The following is a 17,714-nucleotide window of genomic DNA, read 5'->3' on the forward strand; positions in this document are numbered from 1 at the left end:
CTCCCATGATGCGCCCCCTGCTGCTTGCCCTCCTCGCCGCCGCGCCGCTTCACGCCGAAGTGCCGCGCGTGGTCGCCGACATCCCGCCCGTGCAGGGGCTTGTCGCCTCGGTCATGGGCGGGCTGGGGGCGCCGGATCTGCTGGTGCCCGCCGGAGCCTCGCCGCATCACTTCGCGCTGAAGCCGTCGGATGCGCGGGCGCTGCAGAATGCCGACCTCGTGGTCCGGGTGGGCGAGGCGCTGACCCCCGGCATCGGCAAGAGCATCGCCGCGCTCAGCGCCGGCGCGACGGTGCTCGACCTGTCCGGCCTGCCGGGGACGCTGGTGCTCGACATGCGCGAGGAGGCGGTGTTTGCCGGAGCGGACGCGGCGCAGGACGGCGGGGACGATCATGGCGGGCACGGGGGGCATGACGACCACGATGACCACGCCGGGCAGGACCACGCGGCGCATGACGACCACGACGATCACGGGCATGACGATCACGGGCACCATCACGACGGGCTCGACCCGCACATGTGGCTGGCGCCGCAGAATGCCCGGCTCTGGCTGACGGCGATTGCCGAGGCGCTGGCGGAGGCGGACCCGGAGAATGCCGCCACCTATCGCGGGAATGCCGCGACGGCGGGGGCGGAGATCGACGCGGCGATGGCGCGGGCGCGGGCGCGGCTGGAGCCGCTTGCCGGCAGCCGCTTCGTGGTGTTTCACGATGCCTACCAGTACCTCGAACGATCGCTCGGGCTGACCGTGCTGGGCGCGGTGCAGATGTCGGATGCGACCGCCCCCAGCCCGGCCCGGCTGGCCGCGCTGCGCGATGCCATCGCGGCGACCGGCGCCGACTGCGTCTTTGCCGAGCCGCAGTTCGACCCGCGCCTGATCGCGGCGGTGTCCGAGAGCACCGGCATCCGCGTGGCCGAGCTGGACCCGCTGGGCAGCGCCCTGCCCGCGGGCGCGGCCTTCTACCCGGCGCTGATCGACGACCTCTCCGGCCGAATCGCGGAATGCGCCGCGCCCTGAGCCGCGCGCCGGTCCGGGACGGGCGCCGCGCGGGCGGGGGTCAGGCCCGGCCCGTGCGGCCTTCGAACACCTGCAGGGTCACGCCCGAGACCTCTAGCGCGACGCGCACCTCGCGGGCGATCTGCAGCGCGGTCTTGCCGTCGCCGTGCAGGCAGATCGTGTCGACGGCGGCGGGGATGCGGCGGCCGCTTTCGGTGATGATCGCCCCGGCCTCGACCATGCGGACCATGCGTTCGGCAGCGCGGGCGGCATCGTGGATCACCGCGCCGGGCAGGCGGCGGTCGACCAGCGTGGCGTCGTCGTTGTAGGCGCGGTCGGAGAAGATCTCTCCGGCCCAGCGGCAGCCCAGCGCCTCGACCGCCTCCTGCTGGCGGGTGCCGGCGAGCACCATCACGATGATGTCGGGATCGACCCCGAGCGCGCCGTCGTAGGCCGCGCGGGCCAGTTCCGCATCCTCGGCGCACATGTTGGCCAGCGCGCCGTGCAGCTTGAGATGGCGCACCGCGCCGCCCGCGATGCGCGCCATCGCCTGCGCCGCGCCGAGCTGGTAGGCGACGAGGTTGCGCAGGCTGTCGCGCGGCATGTCCATGCGCCGCCGGCCGAAGCCCTGGAGGTCGGGAAATCCCGGATGCGCGCCGATCCCGGTGCCCTGTGCCACGGCCGTGCGCAGCGTTGCCGCCATCACGTCCCAGTCGCCCGCATGCATGCCGCAGGCGATGTTGGCCGAAGTGATGACCTTGAGCAGCGCCTCGTCCTGGCCCATCACCCAGGGTCCGAAGCTTTCGCCCATGTCCGCGTTGAGATCGACGCTCGGCATGTTGTCTCCTTGTCTCGTCTGTCCTGTCAGTGATCGTGGTGTTCGCCGTCGGAAAAGCCGCTGACGAGCTTGTGACCCAGCAGGTCGGGCACGTCGGCGGGATCGCGGATCAGCGCCTCGACGCGCCGGGGAAGCTCCCCGAGGGCGCGGCGGTGGGCGGCCTCGGCCTCGAGCGCCTGGTCGAGGGTCACGAAGCGGAAGGCCAGCCGCGCCCCCGCCGGGGCCTGGGCGATTCGCGGCAGGTCCGCCGGAATCACCGTGGCAAGGCGCGGGTAGCCGCCGGTGGTCTGGCATTCGGCCAGCAGCACGAAGGGCGCGCCGTCGCCGGTGATCTGGATGTCGCCGGGCGAGATCACCTCGGAGACCACCGAGAGCCCGCCCTCGACCCCGTAGCCCGCGCCGTCGGGGACGACCTTCACCCCCATGCGGTTGGCGCGGTTGTCGCGGGTGAAGCCCTCGCTGCCGAGGCGGTCGCGCTGGTCTTCGGGAAAGAAGCCGGTCTGCAGGCTGGGCACGATGCGCAGGGTGCCGCCGCGGAAGCGGTCGTCGACCCGCAGTTTGCGGTTGGTGCCGGTGGCGGTGGCGCGATCGGGCCGCAGCGGCAGGCGGGCGCCCGCCTCGATCCGCGCGCCGAGGCCGGCGGTCAGGTGCGCCGAGCGCGCGCCGAGCAGCTCCGGCCCGTCGAAGCCGCCGCCGACATGCAGGTATCCGTAGGCCCCCGCCGTGACCGGCCCGATGTCGAGCCGCGCCCCCGCCGGCAGCGCGTGGGAGGCGTTCCAGGCGACGGGCGCGCCGTCGACGCTCGCGCGCATCGGCGCCCCGGTGAGCGCGATCCGCACCGGATGCGTCGCCTCGAAGAGACCGCCCATGCCGCCCATCTCGAGCGCCGCCTGCGGTCCGTGGCCGAGCAGCGCCTCGCCCTCGGCCAGCGCGAGGCGGTCCATCGCCCCGCCCCGCGACAGGCCCTGCGTGATCCAGCCCGGCCGCCCGCGGTCCTGCAGGCTGAGCTGCGGCCCGGCGCGGTGCACGACGAGTTCGGCGCTCATGACAGCGCCTCGCGGGTGCAGCCGCCGTCGGGATCGGCCTGCAACGCCGGGAAGCTGTCTTCGGGCGCCTCTGGAAAGATCACCTCGTCCCCGGGAGCGAGCAGGAACGGCCGGTCGTGCCCCAGACGGAACAGCGGCGCGGCGGTCCGCCCGACATGGCGCCAGCCGGTCGGCGCGGTGACCGAGAAGATGACGAACTGGCGGATCGCAAGCACCAGCGCGCCCTTGGGAACCTGCGGGGTCAGCGCCTGCTGGCGGGGAATGTTCCAGGCCTCGGGGAGCTGGCCGAGATAGGGCTGGCCGGGCGCGAAGCCCAGCGCCGTCACCCGCACCCGCGCCGAGGACAGGGAGGCGCGCGCCTCGGCCTCGGTCATCCCGGCGACGGCTGCCGCCTCGGCAAGCTGCGGGCCGAGCGCGCCGCCGTAGACCGTGGGAATGCGGTGCAGGCTGCGCCCGCGCGGCAGCTCGGCCTGCAGCCAGTCCTGCGCGGCGATCAGCACGTCGAGCCTGGCGCGCAGGGCGGCATGGGACAGGTGCAGCGGGTCGAAGCGCAGGTAGGCCGATACCAGCGAGGAGGAGGTCTCCTCGACGCCGTCCCACGCCTCGCGCTCCAGCGCGGCGCGGAAGGCCAGCGCGGCGCGGTTGGCGGGCTCGGACAGGCCGGGGCCGAAACTGACCAGCAGGCCGTCGATGCCGACGCTGCGGATCAGGGGATAGGTCTCGGCGGACGGGGCCGTGGGTGTCTCTATCTTCATCGGGCGGAGTTTTCCCGACGTCCGGGGCAGTTGCAACTCCTCCCGTACATCGGGAGGGCACAAAGCCGCGCCCCGCTCAGTCCGGGGAGCCGGTCGCGAGGTCCTGCATGGTGAAGGACTCCGACATCGCCACCACCTTTTCCGCGAGGCCGGCGGTCAGCGCCGCGTGCTTGGCGGCCTTGTCCTCGTCGACGAGGAGGCGCAGTTCGGCCTCGAATTCGTCCCGGTTGAAATATTCGTCGAGGTTGACGATCAGCGCGTCGGCGGCGAACCACATGGCGGCGCCGCCCACGGCCGCGCAGAGCACCGCGCCGGGCCCGGCCCAGCTGCAGGCCAGCGCCCCTGCCCCGGCGCCGCCCGCGATCGAGGTGCCCTTGGCGGTCGCCTTGGCCGCCGCCTTGACCGCGACCTTGCCCGCGATCTTCTTGCCGATGGCCGCGGTGATCGCCGCCAGCGCCTTGCTGCCGGTCAGCGCGACGGCGAGGCCGGCGACCGGCACGGTGACGCGGGCGCGGCCGAGCGCGTCGGTGATCGCCGCCTCGGACATCCGGCCGAGGGGGAGGATTTCGCCGTCCACGGTCAGCTCCGCCTGCACCCCTGCGCCGAGCGCCTCGCGGAAGGCGGCGGCGAATTGCGTATCGAGCTTTGCCGCCTCGGTCGCGAAACGGTCCGCGAACCCGGCATAGAGGCGCTCGTTCAGGCCCTCGGACATCGTGCCGAAGGCCGCTTCGCTCAGTTCGGTATATTCGCCGAGCACCGAGTAGTGGAAATCCGCATAGACCGGGATGGCGTCGTAGACCGGCGCATAGATGCGGTCGAGCGCCGCCTCGACATTCGGGACCATGACCTGCCCGGCCGTGTCCAGCGCGCCGCCGAAGAGGCGCTGCAACTGTTCGGAGGCGAATTCCACCGGCGCGGGCGCGGCGGGCGCTGCCGCCTCCGGGGCCGGAGCCGGGCTGCGCAGAGTGCCGACCACCGCCAGCAGCACGGTCGCGACAGCGCAGAGCGCGATCGCCCCCCAGAACGCGATGGCGAGGCGTCTGCGGGATCCGTCGGGCGGGGTTGCGCGGGGCGAAGCGGTCGGCATGGTCAATCCTCCACGAAGGGCAATGGCAGGCGGCGGAGGCCGGCGGCCAGCAGCGCGCCGGTGCGCGCGACGAAAAAGGCGCCGCCCGCCGCATCGAGACAGTAGATCACCGCGCCCCAGCCCCGGAACTCCGGCCGGATCGCCAGCCAGAGCTTCATCGCGTCGAGCATGACGAAGGGGCCGAGCGGGTCGGAGGGGCGGCCGTGGCGGCTGCGGAGGTCCTCCGAGAGCATGCCGAAGGTTTCGGCAAGGGTGGCGTCCTGCAGTTGCGCCGGATGGGCGAGGCCGGCCCAGTTGAGCCAGAACAGCAGCGGCGCGATGAGGCCGGTGGCGAGGAGCGTGGCCAGCGCGACCGACCAGGATTCGGCATGGCCCGGCAGGATGTGACGCAGGAGCCGCCGCCGGATGCGCGCGCAGGCGAGCGCGGCCAGCGCGACGGCCGCCAGCATCAGCCCCTGTTCGGGCGGTGCGGCGAGGGTGGCGAGGCGCAGGATCACCAGCACGGAGAGGGTGGCAAAGCCCGCCGCCCCCAGCGCCGGGATCACGAGCCCCCGGAGCCAGCGCGACAGCGGGGAACCGGGCAGGAGGATGGCGGCCAGCCGCTCGCGGCGCAGCGCGACGGAGACCGTGAAGGAGGCCGCCGCGATCATGGCCCAGAGCAGGACGAGGACCGGCCATGCGCCGTCGGTCAGCCGCCATGCGGTCAGCCAGGCGCCGGTGACGGCGATCAGCGCGGCGCAGACGCCCGCCACGAGTGCAAGATCGCCGCGCATCCGGCAGGCCTCCGATCTCCGGGTCCGGGGCAGGATACGCGGCAGGCGGGATCTGTCCAGACGCGGCGCGTCAGGCGCGGTCGAGGATCCGCTTCATCGCCGCGAGAAAGGCGGCGACCTCGGCTTCGGTATTGTAGTGGCAGAGCGAGACCCGCACGCAATCGGCCCGGCCGAGCGGGCCCAGGACGTTGCCCGAATAATGGTCGGCCTTGCGGGTGTGGACGCGGATGCCCTGGTCGGACAGCGCCGCCACCACCTCGGGCGAAGGGCGCCCGGCGACCCAGAAACTCACCAGCCCTTCGCGGGCGGGGTTGTCGACACCGCCGACGATGCCGACACCCTCCATCTCGGCCAGGCCCGGCAGGTTGCCGGTGCCGTGCAGCATGGCGCGGGTCAGCGCGGCCTCGTGGTCGTGGATCGCCCTGCCCGCCGCCTCGATCCGGGCGCGGGGGTCGGGGGCGTCGGTCAGCGCGCCGCCGAGCCATTCGAAATATTCGACCACGTCCGAGAAGGTGGCATAGGCGCCGGTGTCGCGGGTGCCGAGTTCCCAGTTCCCGGCGGGTCCGTTCAGCAGGGAATCGTGCGGCAGCGCGGTCAGCCGGTCCGAGGCCCAGGCCAGCCCGTAACCGTGGCGCGAAAACACCTTGTAGGGCGAGATCACGTAGCCGTCGACATCGCAGGCCGCGATGTCGATGCCGCCGTGGCAGGCGTGCTGGATGCCGTCGACGATGATGACGGCATCGGGGGCGACGGCGCGGATCGCGGCGGCGATGGCGGGCAGGTCCATGCCCATGCCGGTGACGGGCGAGGTGTGCAGGATCGTGGCGACCCGCACCTCGGGCGTCACGTGGGCGGCGTAGGCCTCGGCGGTGACGGTGCCGGTGGCGTCGTCATGGGGCACCAGAACGTGACGCTTGCCCGCGACCCCGGCCCAGCGCGCGGCGGCGCTGCGCGAGGCGGGATGTTCGAGGGTCGATCCGAGCACGATGCCGGGGCCGGTGCCGAGGCAGGCGTCCGCGATGGTGCGGAACAGCAGCTCGGTGCCGCTTTCGCCGACGAAGATCTTGCCGCCGGGGGCATTGAAGAAGGTCGCCGCATCCTCGCGCGCCTTGGCGATGATCTCGCCCAGCGCGGCGCTGGCGGGGTTGTCGCGGCCCTGGTTGTCGGGGATCGCGGCAAAGCGCGCGGTGGTTTCGACCACCGACTTCAGGGTCAGGGCGCCCCCGGCATTCTCGAAGAAGATGCGCGGCCCGGTGAAGGGGCATTCCTCCACGTGCGCAAAGCGGTCGCGGATGCCTGCGAGCAGGTCGGGGGTGATCTTGGTCATGGTGTCAATGCCTCGGTGGGTCGTCTCTTGCCGCGCGTTCGGCGGCTTCGATCGCCTCCTCCACGTCCTGCGGATCGGTGGAGGGGACGGCGTATCCGCCCGACAGCCACCGCGCGAGGTCGAGGTCGGCGCAGCGCCGGGAACAGAAGGGTCGGTAGGCCGGATCGGTGTCCTTGGAACAGATCGGGCAGCTCATGCCAGGACCTCGTGCAGCGGCACGCGCTCGCGCTTGCGCTGCAGCTCGATCAGGCCGAGCTGGGTCCAGCCGGCGATCACGGTTTCCGTGGCATCCTGCTTCAGCGCGGCCCGCAGCACCTGTTCCATCTGCTTGCGGTCGCGCTTGGGCGCCGGGGCCGGATCGACCAGCACCTGCCCGCCCAGCCCGCGCAGCCGCAGCTGGCGCGGCAGGTCGCGCAGCGCAGCCATGTTGGCCTTGAGCCCGGCGGCCGGAGAGGTGTCGCCGCCGGTGTTGATGTCGACCGCGACCAGCGCGCGGGTCGGTTCGATCGCCATGGAGCCGCCGCCCGCCAGCGCCACCACCGGGCTGCGCAGCGCGTCGAGCATATCGAGCACGCCGTGGCGTTCGAAGGAGCCTTCCGCGGTGTCGAGATCGGCGGCTTCGGTCCATTCGCGCCAGGCCAGCGCGTGCGGGCCGTCGCCTTCGAGCAGGGTTTCGGCCGTGTCGCCGCCATCGGCCAGCACTTGCGCGGAGAGCTGGACCATGGAGTCGATATCCTCGGCGATGGCATCGGGATCGGCACCGGAGCAGGAGGAGCGCAGGATCAGCCCCGCCTCGCCGGTCATGGTCTCGTGCGCGATCTCGAGCAGGCGGTCGCGCATGTCGTCATCCTTGATGCGGCGCGAGATGTTGAGACCGGGCGCCTCGGGGGTGACGATGGCGTAGCGCGACTTGAACAGCATCCGCGTGGTCACCGGGATCGCCTTGCCGGGCTCGGCAAAGCCGGTGACCTGCACCAGCAGCGGCTGGCCGGGCGACAGGCCCTTGATCTGGCGCAGGTAGGCCGAGCCGTCGGGGGTGCGCAGGAACATCCCGCCCTGCCCCTTCACCGGCCGTTCGGCGATGCCGCGGTAGATCGTGCCGGGCCGCGGCGCGTCGGTGTCGACCACGAGATCCTCGAGCCGCCCGTCGACGATCAGGGCCGCCGCCTCGGCGCCGTTCAGGTGGTCGAGCGCAATGGTCCGGCCCTTCATGTGTCCGCCTCGTACAGGGGGTAGCCCGCCGCAAGCAGCAGGTTCGCGGTTTCCGCCAGCGGCAGGCCGACGACGGCGGTGAAACTGCCGTTGATCCACGGGATGAAGGCCCCGGCGGGGCCCTGGATGCCGTAGCCCCCGGCCTTGCCGCGCCAGTCGCCGCTTTGCAGGTAGGCGTTCAGTTCCGGGTTGGAGAGGTTCTTCATCTTGACCTGGGTCACCACGTCCCGTTCCCAGATCCGTGCGCCGCGACGCACCGCGACGGCGGTGATGACGCGGTGGCGCCGCCCCGAGAGCATGGTGAGGAATTCCGCCGCCTCGCCCGCATCGGCGGGCTTGCCGAGGATTCGCCGCCCGAGGGCGACGGTGGTGTCGGCGGAGAGCACGATGTCGTCCTCGGCGGCCTCCACGGCCACGGCCTTTTCGCGGGCGAGCCGGATGCAGTAGGGGCGCGGCTGCTCGCCGGCCCTCGGGTCTTCGTCGATGTCGGGGGGACGGATGTCATCCGCCACGACCCCCAGCTGCGCGAGAAGTTCGCGGCGGCGGGGGCTGCCCGATCCCAGGACGAATCTCATGCGCGCACCGAGGCGTCCGCGCTCCGTGGCGCGGCATTATCCATGAGACCGAGGCTCATGCGTGGCTTACTTGAAGCGATAGTTGATCCGACCCTTGGTCAGATCGTAGGGCGTCATTTCCACTTGAACCTTGTCGCCGGCGAGAACGCGGATGCGGTTCTTCCGCATCTTGCCTGCCGTATGCGCGATAATCTCATGGCCGTTTTCAAGCTCGACCCGGAATGTCGCGTTGGGCAGGAGTTCCTTCACGACACCGGGGAATTCGAGCGTATCTTCCTTGGCCATGCTGTCTCCTTGAAATCCTTTCCGCATCGGGTGCGGAACGCGGAACCATATGGACCCGAACGGAAGACAATTCAAGTGCGCATATCACTTGAGTGACCGCATACCGGCGGGGCTGTCCCGCCCGGCCTGCTCGACCCAGTGGGTGCGGTTGAGCACGACGCCATCCTTGCGGACCCGCGCGACGGCGTCAAGGTCGAGCTCGGCCAGGGTCCAGCCGGGCGCGTCGAGCGCCCCGCAGGCGAGGATTCCGTCGGCCGGGAAGCCGGTGTCGGGCGGTGCGAAGATGCCGCCCGCGCCGCAGTTGGTATCCACCGCCTCGGACCAGTCGCAGGCCCCCGTGGTGGAGGCCATGACGGTGATGCACTGCTGTTCCAGCGCCCGCGCCATGGCGCCGATGCGCACCCGGTGGTAGCCGTGCGCCGCCTCGGTGCAGGAGGGCACGAGCAGGATATCCGCCTCGCGCAGGGCGTGGCCGAGCAGCGGATATTCGCTGTCGTAGCAGATCAGGATGCCGATGCGGCCGAGCGCCGTGTCGAACAGGGTCAGCGGGCCGCCCGCGACCACGCCCCAGTCCTCGCGCTCGAATCGGGTCATGATCTGCTTGTCCTGGTGGCCCGCGGCGCCCGAGGGGGCGAAGAGGCGCGCGCGGTTGACCGGGCGGTCCGAGATCGCCGCGTCGAACACCGGGGCGGAGGCGGCGAGGATGTGGACCCGGTGCCGGGCCGCGAGGTCGGCGTGCAGCGCATCGGCGCGCGGAACCAGGTCGGAGACCGCGTGCAGCGAGGCTTCGAGGTTGCCCGCCGTCGCCCGCCCGGCCAGCGTGGCCAGTTCCATCGCGCCGTATTCGGGAAAGACCAGCAGGTCGGCGCCCTGTTCCGCCGCCTCCCGGACATGGGCGGCGATCTTGCGGGCATAGGCATCCCAGCTGTCGAGGAAGTCCATCCGGTAGGCGGCGGCGGCCAGTTTCATCGCGTTGTCCTCGTGTTCGGGGTCGGACCGGGGCGCTGCCCCGGACCCCGGGATATTTCCGGCCAGAAGATGCCGGGGCTCAGAGCGGGCGCATCCAGACCTGCAGCGCGTGGTCGGTTTCGGCGGGCTGGTCGATGTCCTTCCAGCGGAAGCGCGCGACGGCGCCGTCGCGCCTGCGGTAGCCCCGGCCGGTCCAGAACCCGTCGAGCGGGCGGTGACCGGCCGGGCGCAGCGGGTGGTCGTCGGGGCGCTGCACCGCGCAGAAGGCGCTGTGGCTGCGCCCGAGCGCGCGGGCATGGGCCTCTCTCAGGTCGAAGAAGGCATGGCCGATGCCCCGTCCGCGATAGGCGGGCAGCAGCACGGACTCGGCGCAGTAGAAGATCCGGTCGAGCGGCAGGCCGGTTCCGGCGAGCGGGGCGGAGAAATCGTCGGCGTGGTCCTCCATCGGGGTGCCGGTGGCGGCGCCGACCAGCCGGTCGCCGTCGAAGGCCCCGACCAGCACCGCGTCGCGGCTGTCGCGGTAGGTCTGCAGGTAGCGGCGCTCGTAGGCGGGATCGCCGTCGTAGAGGTAGGGCCAGTCGCGGAAGACCGCGATGCGCAGCCCCGCCACCGCGTCGAGCGCGGCATCGAGCGCCGATCCGGTCAGCACCTCGACCCGCATCAGGAGACCTGCGCGATCCAGTCGGCGAGATTGTAGTAGGTCACGACGCGGCTGATGCGCCCGTCCTCGAGGGTGAAGAAGGAGCCCGCCGGCAGCCGGTAGCTCTGGTTCCGGGCCTCGGGCAGGCCGTCATCCGTGGCGAGATAGGTGCCGTTCACCGTGTATTCCGCCGCCGCGCGGGTGCCGCCCGCGGCCTCGAAGATCACCATGTCGGTCAGCCGCTCGCGGTAGCAGCGGCTCATGTGGGCGCAGAATTCGGCAAAGAGCGCCTTGCCCTCGCGCACCCGGCCCTCGTTGACGTGATGCGCCACGTCCGGGGTCAGGCAGTCGAGCATGGCCTCGGTATCGCCGGCCCCGAAGGCGTCGAAATAGCGGCGGACGGTGTCGGTTGCGGAGGTCATGGCGTGCCCCATCTGGCTTTCAGCTTGTCGCGGATCTGGTCGCGGGTCTGGCGGTAGGCGTTGAGCTTGGTCTCGCGGGTTTCGCCGAGGCCCGTCGGGTCCATGATCGGCCAGTATTCCACGGTCAGGTGGTAGAACGAGGTCATGTTGAGCGCGGCGCGCTGCGAGGCGGGGGACATGGCGATCACCAGATCGAAGCCGGAGAGCGCCTCGCCCATCTCCTCCAGTTCCTCGAAGCTGCGCGAGCGGTGTTTTTCCAGCTCGACCCCGATCTCGCGGCAGACCGCCACCGCGAAGCCGTCGACATCGAGATCGTTCACCACCCCCACCGATTGCACGTAGGTGTCGAAGCCGTAGAGCTTCTTCATGATGCCCTCGGCCATGGGAGAGCGCACGGCGTTGTGGTCGCAGCAGAAGAGGACGGATTGTGGCAGCCCGGGCACGCGTCACCCGCCGAAATGCAGGACGCAGATGAGGGTGAAGAGGCGCCGGGCGGTGTCGCTGTCGACCTCGGCCTTGCCTTCGAGCCGCTCGCGCAGGATGCGGGCGCCCTCGTTGTGGATGCCGCGGCGGGCCATGTCTATGGTCTCGATCTGGCTGGGGGCGGCGGATTTCACCGCGTCGAAATAGCTCTTGCAGATCTGGAAGTAATCCTTGACCACCTGCCGGAAGGGCGACAGCGAGAGATGGAATTCCGCAGCCTTTTCATCCTGTTCCGTGGTGATGTCGAAGACCAGCCGCTTTTCGCGGATCGACAGGCCGAGCTTGTAGGGCCCCGGCGGCGCGGCGCGCTCCTCGCGGTCGGGAAGGACGAAGCTGTTTTCCTCCATGAGGTCGAACATGGCGACGCGGCGCTCCTGCTCGATCTCCGGAGTCGGGGGCGGCAGATTGGCATCGTCGAGGGCGATGTGCGAAATGCGGCTCATGGGTCTTCCTTCAACGGACGCACAAGACCTAGCGCGTGTCGTGCGTCTCCGCAATGCGCCTGCGGCTCAGGGCAGCAGCAGGGCGGCGGCGATCAGCGCCACCCCGGCGAGGCGCGGCACGATCGGCGCGCGCAGCAGGCCGCCGCGGCCGTTCGGCGGGAAGCGCTGGACGAGGAACGGCAGCACCACCATCTGCGCCAGCAGGGCGCGGGCGGGCCATCCGCCGTCGGGCGGCGCGAGGGTCAGCACCAGCACGAAGGCCAGCGACGCCACCGGCCAGAGGCGGTAGAGCAGGTGCCGCCAGCCCCGCGGCGGGCGCGACAGGTCGTGGAGATCGCCGGCGACCGGCACCACCGGCAGCCGCGTCGAGGCGAGGCCGATCGCGGCCCCCGCCCCCAGCGCGCCGAGCACCACCGGCACGGCCTCTTCGGTCCCGCGCCAGGCGGCAAGCGCGATCAGCGCCGCGGCCAGCCAGGCCCGCGACAGGGCGAGCCCGACCCGGTCGGGGCGGGCGGCGGGGCCGGTTCCCGTCGCGATGCGCGCGGTGCGGAGCTGGTCGAGGGCATAGAGCGGCAGCGCCGCCGCCAGCAGCAGGCGCACGGCGAGATCCTGCGCGGTCCCCAAGACCCGCGCGCAGAGCGCGACCAGCGCGACGGCGCAGAGCGCCCGCACCAGCGCGGACGGATCGCCGGGGCGGCCCCGCACCGCCCCCGCCTCAGCCGTTCAGCTTGCGCAGCCGCGCGGTCACCGACAGCCCGTGCGCCTGAAGGCTCTCGGAGGCGGCCAGCACCTCGGCCGCCGGGCCGATGGCGCGCAGGGCCTCGGGCGACAACCGCGCCAGCGTGGTCCTCTTGAGGAAATCCAGCACCGACAGCCCGGACGAGAACCGCGCCGAGCGCGCCGTCGGCAGCACGTGGTTGGGTCCGCCGACATAGTCGCCGATGGCCTCGGGCGTCCACTGGCCGAGAAAGATCGCCCCGGCATGGCGGATGCGCCGGGACAACGCCTCGGGGTCGGCCACGCAGAGCTCCAGGTGTTCCGGCGCCACGCGGTCCGAAATCGCCGCCGCCTCGGCCAGATCGCGCACCACGATGACCGCGCCGAAATCGCGCCAGCTCGCCGCGGCGATGGCCTGCCGGTCGAGCGTCCCGAGCCGCGCCTCCACCGCCTCGGCCACCCGGCGCCCGAAGCCGGCATCGGTGGTGACGAGGATCGCCTGCGCGCTCTCGTCGTGCTCGGCCTGGCTCAGCAGGTCGAGCGCGAGGAAATCGGGATCGTTGCCGTCATCGGCGATGATCAGGATCTCGGACGGCCCGGCGATCATGTCGATCCCGACCTTGCCGAAGACCCGGCGCTTGGCGGCGGCGACAAAGGCGTTGCCCGGCCCGGTGATCTTGTCGACCGGCGGCACCGTCTCGGTGCCATAGGCCAGCGCGGCGATCGCCTGGGCCCCGCCGATGCGGTAGATCTCGTCCACCCCGGCGATCCGCGCCGCCAGCAGCACCAGCGGGTTGATCGCGCCGTCCGGGGTCGGCACGGTGATGCACAGCCGCTCCACCCCGGCGACCTTGGCGGGAATGGCGTTCATCAGCACCGAGGAGGGATAGCTCGCCAGCCCGCCCGGCACGTAGAGCCCCGCCGCAGCGACCGGCGTCCAGCGCCAGCCCAGCGTCGCCCCGTCCGGATCGGTCCAGAGCGCATCGCCCGGCATCTGGCGCACGTGGTAGGCGCGGATGCGCTCGGCCGCCAGTTCCAGCGCCGCGCGCTCCGCGGCGGGAACCCGGGCGCATTCGGCCTCGATCTCCGCGGCCGGGATCCGCAGCTGCTCCGCCGTCAGTTCCAGCCGGTCGAACTTTGCCGTCAGTTCGATCAGCGCCGCGTCGCCGCGCGCCCGCACATCCGCGATGATTCCCGCCACGGTGTCGTCCACGTCCGGGCTGTCCTCGCGCTTGGCCCCGAGCAGGCGGCCGAAGGCCACCTCGAAATCGGGCTCGGTCGTATCCAGAAACACCGGCATGGCGCGGCTCCTCTCCAAAGTCCCGGCGGTCTTACCCCCCGCCGTGCCCCGCCTCAAGCCGCAGGGGTTTCTTCTGGCCCGAAATATCCCGGGGAGTCCGCGCGCAGGCGCGGACGGGGCGGAGCCCCTACCCGTGCTCCGGAAGCCGTCCCGACACCGCGCGGTAGGGGCGCGTCACGTCGCGCAGCCCCACCTCGAGCGCCTCGACCGAGGCGCGCAGCACGCCGTCCCCGGCGAGGGTGAAGACGACGAACCCCGCCCCCTCCTCGCCCGGCTCGAAGCCCACCTCCAGCACCGAGAGCACCACCTCGCCGTCGCCGCGCGCGACGCCCTGGCTCGACACCGCCAGCACGTTGCCGACCGTGACCAGCGCCCGCACCCGCTCGGGCGGGGACTGGTGCGCGCCGTCCTCGCGCCGCAGACGGTTCACCAGCAGCGCCAGCCGCCGGTGACGCTTCTGCCACGAGATGTCCGCCACGGTCAGCACCGCATCCTGCAGCAGCGCCGACAGCACCCGGAGATCCTCGGGGTCCATCGCCCCGAGATTGAGCGGCCCGCCGCCCGCATCCTCGAATCGCGCGTCCCCGGTCACTCTGCCTTCACCCGTTCGATTCTTGCGCCCACGCCCGAAAGCTTGCGCACCACATGTTCATAACCGCGATCGAGATGGTAGACCCGGCTGAGCACCGTCTCGCCCTCGGCCGCAAGCCCGGCGAGGATCAGCGACACCGAGGCGCGCAGATCCGTCGCCATCACCGGCGCGCCCTTCAGCGTGTCGACCCCGGTCACCGTGGCCGTACCGCCGTGCACGTCGATCCTCGCCCCCATGCGCATCAGTTCCGGCGCATGCATGAAGCGGTTCTCGAAGATCTTCTCCTCCAGCACGCTGGTGCCCTCCGCCGTGCAGAGCAGCGCCATCATCTGCGCCTGCAGATCGGTGGGAAAGCCGGGGAAGGGCTCCGTCACCACGTCGACGGCGCGCACCCGCCCGTTGCGGCGCGCGACCTTGAGGCCGGTCGCCGTCTCCTCGACGGAGATCCCCGCCGCGTCGAGCTTTTCGCAGAAGGCCGCCACCAGTCCGATGCTGCCGCCGAGGCACTCGACCTCGCCGCCGCAGATCGCCGGGGCCAGCATGTAGGTGCCGAGTTCGATGCGGTCGGTCACCACGCGATGCGTCGCCCCGCCCAGCCGGTCGACGCCCTGGATCTCGATGGTCCCGGTGCCCTCGCCCGCGATCTGCGCGCCCATCTTGCGCAGGCACTGCGCCAGATCGACGATCTCCGGCTCGCGGGCGGCATTCTTCAGCACCGTCGTACCCTTGGCGAGCGTCGCCGCCATCAGCGCGTTCTCCGTCGCGCCGACCGAGACGAAGGGAAAGTCCATCACCCCGCCCCGGAGCCCGCCGGTCGGCGCCTTGGCATGGACGTAGCCCTCCTTCAGTTCGAGTTCGGCGCCCATCGCCTCGAGCGCGCGCAGGTGCAGGTCCACCGGCCGCGCCCCGATGGCGCAGCCGCCGGGCAGCGACACCTCGGCATGGCCGAAGCGCGCCAGCAGCGGCCCCAGCACCAGGATCGAGGCGCGCATCTTGCGCACGATGTCGTATTCGGCGCGGGTCGAGGTCAGCGCATGGCTCGACATCGCCAGCACCTGCCCCTCCTGCAGCGCCGAAACCTCGGCCCCCAGCGACTGCAGCAGCGTGGTCATGGTCCGGATGTCGGAGAGACGCGGCGCATTGGTCAGCGTCAGCGGCTCCTCGGACAGCAGGGTGGCCGGCATCAGGGTGAGGCAGGCATTCTTGGCCCCCGCGATGGGAATCTGCCCCGAGAGGGGGCCGTTCCCGGTAACGATGATGGAATCCATGTCCTACGTGTCCTTTTCACTGCTCTGCGGAGCGCCCTTGCCCTGCCCGCGCGCCTGCGCCTGCGCCTTGCGCCGCGCAAGATTCGCCTTGAGCGCCGCCTTGAGCCGCTGATCGCGCGCCGGGGCCGGGGATTTCGGGGTGCCTGTTTTCCGCTCCATGCCCCCTCTTTAGAGCAGGGGCAAAAAAGCGTCCAGATTGCGCTTGCACCATCCGGGAATTGCGTCTAATCACCCGCCACGCCAAACAGGCGCCGGTCGCTGCTGTAGCTCAGTGGTAGAGCACTCCCTTGGTAAGGGAGAGGTCGACAGTTCAATCCTGTCCAGCAGCACCATTCATCCCCGACATGACACCGACATGACAAGGACCCGCCGGGAGGCCCCCTTCCGCCTGCGATCGCTTGTGCGGCGAGGGTGGATTCGGGCGGAGATGCGGGTGGTTTCCGGCTTGGGAGATCCTTCCGGCCCGTTCGCGCCGCCTGTTTTGCCCGAATGTGGCAAAAGGATAAGGATGATTCACTGTGGAACGGATCATGGCGCCGTTGCGGCATGAATCATGAAACAGCCGAACTGCACCTTCGGCGCGATCCGCCTCGCGCAATCCTTTGGTCAACTCTCAACGTCACGCGCCAACCCGCTGATTCCATTCCGTTCCACGGGAATTCGCGGATATTCGCGCGGATCGGGCGGTCCGAGCGGCGCGGGGCCAGCCGCGACTTGCCATGCCGGGCGGGCCGCCCTACTCCATCGGGAGGCGCGGCGCGCGGATGGAAGGGAACCTCATGCTGCTATACCGGAGCCTCGTCACGCTCTTTGCGCTCAAGGTGGTGGCGGGGCTGGTGCTGCGCGGGGACCGGAACGCCCTGCGCCAGCGGCTGGCGCTGGAGGCGCCGGCGGAGGGGCGGCATCTCTGGCTGCACGCGGCCTCGAACGGGGAACTCTCCTCGGCCCGGCCGGTGATCGAGGCGCTGGCAGCCCGCGGCGTGCCGCTTCTCGTCACCTGCAATTCGCCGACCGGCGTCGCGCTGGCGCAAAGCTGGGGCCTCGTGGCGCGGCTGGCGCCGCTGGACCTTGCCCGCGTCACGCGGCGGATGATCCGGCACTGGAACATCGTCGCGCAAGTCACGATGGAATCGGAACTCTGGCCGAACCGGATGCTGCTGTGTCCCGGCCCTGTCCTGATCCTCGGAGGGCGGCTCAGCCCCGGAACGGCGCGAGGCTGGCGCCATTTCGGAGGGCTGCTCGGACGGATGCTGGCGCGGGTCGCCTTCCTGTCGGCGCAGGACGACGGGTCGCTCGCCCGCTTCCGCGCCGCCGGTCTGCCGCCCGAGGCGGAGGGGCCGGTCATCGACCTCAAGGCCTTCTACGCGCCGCCCCGGCTTGCGGACCCATCGCTTTCCGCGCTGAGGCGGGACGGCACCTGGCTTGCCGCCTCGACCCACGAGGGCGAGGAGGAGATCGTCCTGGCCGCCCATGCCCTTGCCCGCAGGCGCGATCCGGGGCTGACCCTGATCCTTGCGCCCCGCCATCCGCGCCGGGCGGACGCGGTGGAGCGGCTGGTCCGCGCCGCCGGGCTGAGCGTCGCGCGCCGCACGCGCGGGGACCCGCCGCAGGGCGCCGATGTCTACCTGGCCGATACGCTGGGCGAGATGGCGCTGTTCTACCCGCTGGCGGGGCGGGTCTTCATCGGCGGCACCCTGGGCGACCGGGGCGGGCACACGCCGCACGAACCGGCGGCCTTCGGTGCCGCGCTGATCCACGGGCCCGATGTCGCGAATTTCCGCCCTGCCTTTGCCCGGCTCGCCGAGCAGCAGGCCGCGATCGGAATCGAGGATGCCGCGACGCTCGCCGCCGCGCTGGAGGCGCTCGCCGACCCGGAGGCGCAGCGCCGCCTCGGGGCGCGGGCGCGCGACGCGCTGGCCCCGGCGACCGACGCCGGGACACTGGCCGGTATGCTCATGCAGCATCTGGACGGAATCATCTGAGAGCG

At 71.6% G+C, this 17,714-nt stretch carries 22 protein-coding genes and 1 tRNA gene; 3 read left to right on the top strand and 20 right to left on the bottom strand.

All coding sequences use genetic code 11. From position 1 onward, the window contains the following. Nucleotides 1-5 precede the first annotated feature (5 nt). Complete coding sequence (locus ACN0RJ_RS15535; protein ID WP_417724834.1) at nt 6-1,016, top strand: zinc ABC transporter substrate-binding protein; 1,011 nt, start codon at nt 6-8, stop codon at nt 1,014-1,016. A gap of 40 nt (nt 1,017-1,056) precedes the next feature. Here the strand turns inward: ACN0RJ_RS15535 and ACN0RJ_RS15540 are convergent, their stop codons facing one another. From ACN0RJ_RS15540 to ACN0RJ_RS15635, 20 genes are all read right to left on the bottom strand, one after another. After that, entirely contained in the window at nt 1,057-1,833 is a 777-nt protein-coding gene (locus ACN0RJ_RS15540) for a LamB/YcsF family protein (protein WP_417719732.1), read from the bottom strand. 26 nt (nt 1,834-1,859) lie between these two features. Beyond that, nucleotides 1,860-2,879, bottom strand: coding sequence for a biotin-dependent carboxyltransferase family protein (locus ACN0RJ_RS15545; RefSeq protein ID WP_417724835.1), 1,020 nt, complete (start codon nt 2,877-2,879; stop codon nt 1,860-1,862). Next, on the bottom strand, nt 2,876-3,634 hold the full coding sequence (locus tag ACN0RJ_RS15550; protein ID WP_417724836.1) for a 5-oxoprolinase subunit B family protein: 759 nt from the start codon (nt 3,632-3,634) through the stop codon (nt 2,876-2,878). The genes ACN0RJ_RS15545 and ACN0RJ_RS15550 overlap by 4 nt, the downstream gene beginning before the upstream one ends. 76 nt (nt 3,635-3,710) lie before the next feature. Next, nucleotides 3,711-4,721, bottom strand: a complete 1,011-nt coding sequence (locus tag ACN0RJ_RS15555) for a hypothetical protein (protein ID WP_417724837.1) — start codon at nt 4,719-4,721, stop codon at nt 3,711-3,713. 2 nt (nt 4,722-4,723) lie between these two features. Next, nucleotides 4,724-5,494 carry a hypothetical protein gene (locus ACN0RJ_RS15560; protein ID WP_417724838.1) on the bottom strand — a complete coding sequence of 257 codons (771 nt, stop codon included), beginning with the start codon at nt 5,492-5,494 and terminating at the stop codon, nt 4,724-4,726. A 70-nt stretch (nt 5,495-5,564) separates the two neighbouring features. Then, nucleotides 5,565-6,821: an aminotransferase class V-fold PLP-dependent enzyme gene (locus ACN0RJ_RS15565; protein WP_417724839.1), complete on the bottom strand. Its 1,257-nt coding sequence runs from the start codon at nt 6,819-6,821 to the stop codon at nt 5,565-5,567. A 4-nt stretch (nt 6,822-6,825) separates the two neighbouring features. Continuing rightward, entirely contained in the window at nt 6,826-7,017 is a 192-nt protein-coding gene (locus ACN0RJ_RS15570; RefSeq protein WP_417719738.1) for a DNA gyrase inhibitor YacG, read from the bottom strand. Further along, nucleotides 7,014-8,033: a ribonuclease E/G gene (locus tag ACN0RJ_RS15575; RefSeq protein WP_417719739.1), complete on the bottom strand. Its 1,020-nt coding sequence runs from the start codon at nt 8,031-8,033 to the stop codon at nt 7,014-7,016. The genes ACN0RJ_RS15570 and ACN0RJ_RS15575 overlap by 4 nt, the downstream gene beginning before the upstream one ends. Beyond that, on the bottom strand, nt 8,030-8,608 hold the full coding sequence (locus tag ACN0RJ_RS15580) for a Maf family protein (RefSeq protein WP_417719740.1): 579 nt from the start codon (nt 8,606-8,608) through the stop codon (nt 8,030-8,032). Before ACN0RJ_RS15580 ends, ACN0RJ_RS15575 begins: the two co-directional genes overlap by 4 nt. Before the next feature lie 66 nt (nt 8,609-8,674). Continuing rightward, entirely contained in the window at nt 8,675-8,893 is a 219-nt protein-coding gene (gene infA, locus ACN0RJ_RS15585) for a translation initiation factor IF-1 (RefSeq protein ID WP_005978431.1), read from the bottom strand. Nucleotides 8,894-8,977: 84 nt separating this feature from the next. Beyond that, nucleotides 8,978-9,862 (bottom strand): carbon-nitrogen hydrolase family protein, encoded by an 885-nt coding sequence (locus ACN0RJ_RS15590; protein ID WP_417719741.1) that lies wholly within the window; start codon nt 9,860-9,862, stop codon nt 8,978-8,980. Between the two features lie 79 nt (nt 9,863-9,941). Continuing rightward, entirely contained in the window at nt 9,942-10,523 is a 582-nt protein-coding gene (locus ACN0RJ_RS15595; protein ID WP_417724840.1) for a GNAT family N-acetyltransferase, read from the bottom strand. Further along, entirely contained in the window at nt 10,523-10,924 is a 402-nt protein-coding gene (locus ACN0RJ_RS15600) for a ketosteroid isomerase-related protein (protein ID WP_417719743.1), read from the bottom strand. The genes ACN0RJ_RS15595 and ACN0RJ_RS15600 overlap by 1 nt, the downstream gene beginning before the upstream one ends. After that, nucleotides 10,921-11,367, bottom strand: a complete 447-nt coding sequence (locus ACN0RJ_RS15605; RefSeq protein ID WP_417719744.1) for a low molecular weight phosphatase family protein — start codon at nt 11,365-11,367, stop codon at nt 10,921-10,923. Before ACN0RJ_RS15605 ends, ACN0RJ_RS15600 begins: the two co-directional genes overlap by 4 nt. Before the next feature lie 3 nt (nt 11,368-11,370). Next, a complete protein-coding gene (locus ACN0RJ_RS15610; protein ID WP_417719745.1) occupies nt 11,371-11,850 on the bottom strand; it encodes a UPF0262 family protein in 480 nt (159 codons plus the stop codon). Between the two features lie 66 nt (nt 11,851-11,916). Next, nucleotides 11,917-12,555 carry a hypothetical protein gene (locus ACN0RJ_RS15615; protein WP_417719746.1) on the bottom strand — a complete coding sequence of 213 codons (639 nt, stop codon included), beginning with the start codon at nt 12,553-12,555 and terminating at the stop codon, nt 11,917-11,919. Between the two features lie 10 nt (nt 12,556-12,565). After that, nucleotides 12,566-13,867: a histidinol dehydrogenase gene (hisD, locus tag ACN0RJ_RS15620; protein ID WP_417719747.1), complete on the bottom strand. Its 1,302-nt coding sequence runs from the start codon at nt 13,865-13,867 to the stop codon at nt 12,566-12,568. Nucleotides 13,868-13,994: 127 nt separating this feature from the next. Continuing rightward, the gene (locus tag ACN0RJ_RS15625) at nt 13,995-14,459 is read right to left on the bottom strand and encodes a DUF2948 family protein (RefSeq protein WP_417719748.1); all 465 of its coding nucleotides are present in this window, start codon (nt 14,457-14,459) and stop codon (nt 13,995-13,997) included. Further along, nucleotides 14,456-15,727: a UDP-N-acetylglucosamine 1-carboxyvinyltransferase gene (murA, locus tag ACN0RJ_RS15630; protein WP_417724841.1), complete on the bottom strand. Its 1,272-nt coding sequence runs from the start codon at nt 15,725-15,727 to the stop codon at nt 14,456-14,458. The genes ACN0RJ_RS15625 and murA overlap by 4 nt, the downstream gene beginning before the upstream one ends. A 3-nt stretch (nt 15,728-15,730) precedes the next feature. Beyond that, complete coding sequence (locus ACN0RJ_RS15635; RefSeq protein ID WP_417719750.1) at nt 15,731-15,886, bottom strand: hypothetical protein; 156 nt, start codon at nt 15,884-15,886, stop codon at nt 15,731-15,733. A 98-nt stretch (nt 15,887-15,984) separates the two neighbouring features. Here ACN0RJ_RS15635 and ACN0RJ_RS15640 point away from each other — a divergent pair. After that, nucleotides 15,985-16,059 (top strand) — tRNA-Thr (locus ACN0RJ_RS15640). Between the two features lie 432 nt (nt 16,060-16,491). After that, on the top strand, nt 16,492-17,709 hold the full coding sequence (locus tag ACN0RJ_RS15645; RefSeq protein ID WP_417724842.1) for a 3-deoxy-D-manno-octulosonic acid transferase: 1,218 nt from the start codon (nt 16,492-16,494) through the stop codon (nt 17,707-17,709). The last annotated feature ends 5 nt before the right edge of the window (nt 17,710-17,714 follow it).

The sequence above is a fragment of the Salipiger sp. genome (genome assembly GCF_048261495.1).
In the GTDB taxonomy this organism is placed as follows: domain Bacteria; phylum Pseudomonadota; class Alphaproteobacteria; order Rhodobacterales; family Rhodobacteraceae; genus Salipiger.

Bases quoted from the DNA above. Each gene is read 5' to 3' on its own strand.
- ACN0RJ_RS15535 (WP_417724834.1), top strand. From the start codon at position 6: ATGATGCGCCCCCTGCTGCTTGCCCTCCTCGCCGCCGCGCCGCTTCAC.
- ACN0RJ_RS15540 (WP_417719732.1), bottom strand. From the start codon at position 1,833: ATGCCGAGCGTCGATCTCAACGCGGACATGGGCGAAAGCTTCGGACCC.
- ACN0RJ_RS15545 (WP_417724835.1), bottom strand. From the start codon at position 2,879: ATGAGCGCCGAACTCGTCGTGCACCGCGCCGGGCCGCAGCTCAGCCTG.
- ACN0RJ_RS15550 (WP_417724836.1), bottom strand. From the start codon at position 3,634: ATGAAGATAGAGACACCCACGGCCCCGTCCGCCGAGACCTATCCCCTG.
- ACN0RJ_RS15555 (WP_417724837.1), bottom strand. From the start codon at position 4,721: ATGCCGACCGCTTCGCCCCGCGCAACCCCGCCCGACGGATCCCGCAGA.
- ACN0RJ_RS15560 (WP_417724838.1), bottom strand. From the start codon at position 5,494: ATGCGCGGCGATCTTGCACTCGTGGCGGGCGTCTGCGCCGCGCTGATC.
- ACN0RJ_RS15565 (WP_417724839.1), bottom strand. From the start codon at position 6,821: ATGACCAAGATCACCCCCGACCTGCTCGCAGGCATCCGCGACCGCTTT.
- ACN0RJ_RS15570 (WP_417719738.1), bottom strand. From the start codon at position 7,017: ATGAGCTGCCCGATCTGTTCCAAGGACACCGATCCGGCCTACCGACCC.
- ACN0RJ_RS15575 (WP_417719739.1), bottom strand. From the start codon at position 8,033: ATGAAGGGCCGGACCATTGCGCTCGACCACCTGAACGGCGCCGAGGCG.
- ACN0RJ_RS15580 (WP_417719740.1), bottom strand. From the start codon at position 8,608: ATGAGATTCGTCCTGGGATCGGGCAGCCCCCGCCGCCGCGAACTTCTC.
- infA (WP_005978431.1), bottom strand. From the start codon at position 8,893: ATGGCCAAGGAAGATACGCTCGAATTCCCCGGTGTCGTGAAGGAACTC.
- ACN0RJ_RS15590 (WP_417719741.1), bottom strand. From the start codon at position 9,862: ATGAAACTGGCCGCCGCCGCCTACCGGATGGACTTCCTCGACAGCTGG.
- ACN0RJ_RS15595 (WP_417724840.1), bottom strand. From the start codon at position 10,523: ATGCGGGTCGAGGTGCTGACCGGATCGGCGCTCGATGCCGCGCTCGAC.
- ACN0RJ_RS15600 (WP_417719743.1), bottom strand. From the start codon at position 10,924: ATGACCTCCGCAACCGACACCGTCCGCCGCTATTTCGACGCCTTCGGG.
- ACN0RJ_RS15610 (WP_417719745.1), bottom strand. From the start codon at position 11,850: ATGAGCCGCATTTCGCACATCGCCCTCGACGATGCCAATCTGCCGCCC.
- hisD (WP_417719747.1), bottom strand. From the start codon at position 13,867: ATGCCGGTGTTTCTGGATACGACCGAGCCCGATTTCGAGGTGGCCTTC.
- murA (WP_417724841.1), bottom strand. From the start codon at position 15,727: ATGGATTCCATCATCGTTACCGGGAACGGCCCCCTCTCGGGGCAGATT.
- ACN0RJ_RS15635 (WP_417719750.1), bottom strand. From the start codon at position 15,886: ATGGAGCGGAAAACAGGCACCCCGAAATCCCCGGCCCCGGCGCGCGAT.
- ACN0RJ_RS15645 (WP_417724842.1), top strand. From the start codon at position 16,492: ATGGAAGGGAACCTCATGCTGCTATACCGGAGCCTCGTCACGCTCTTT.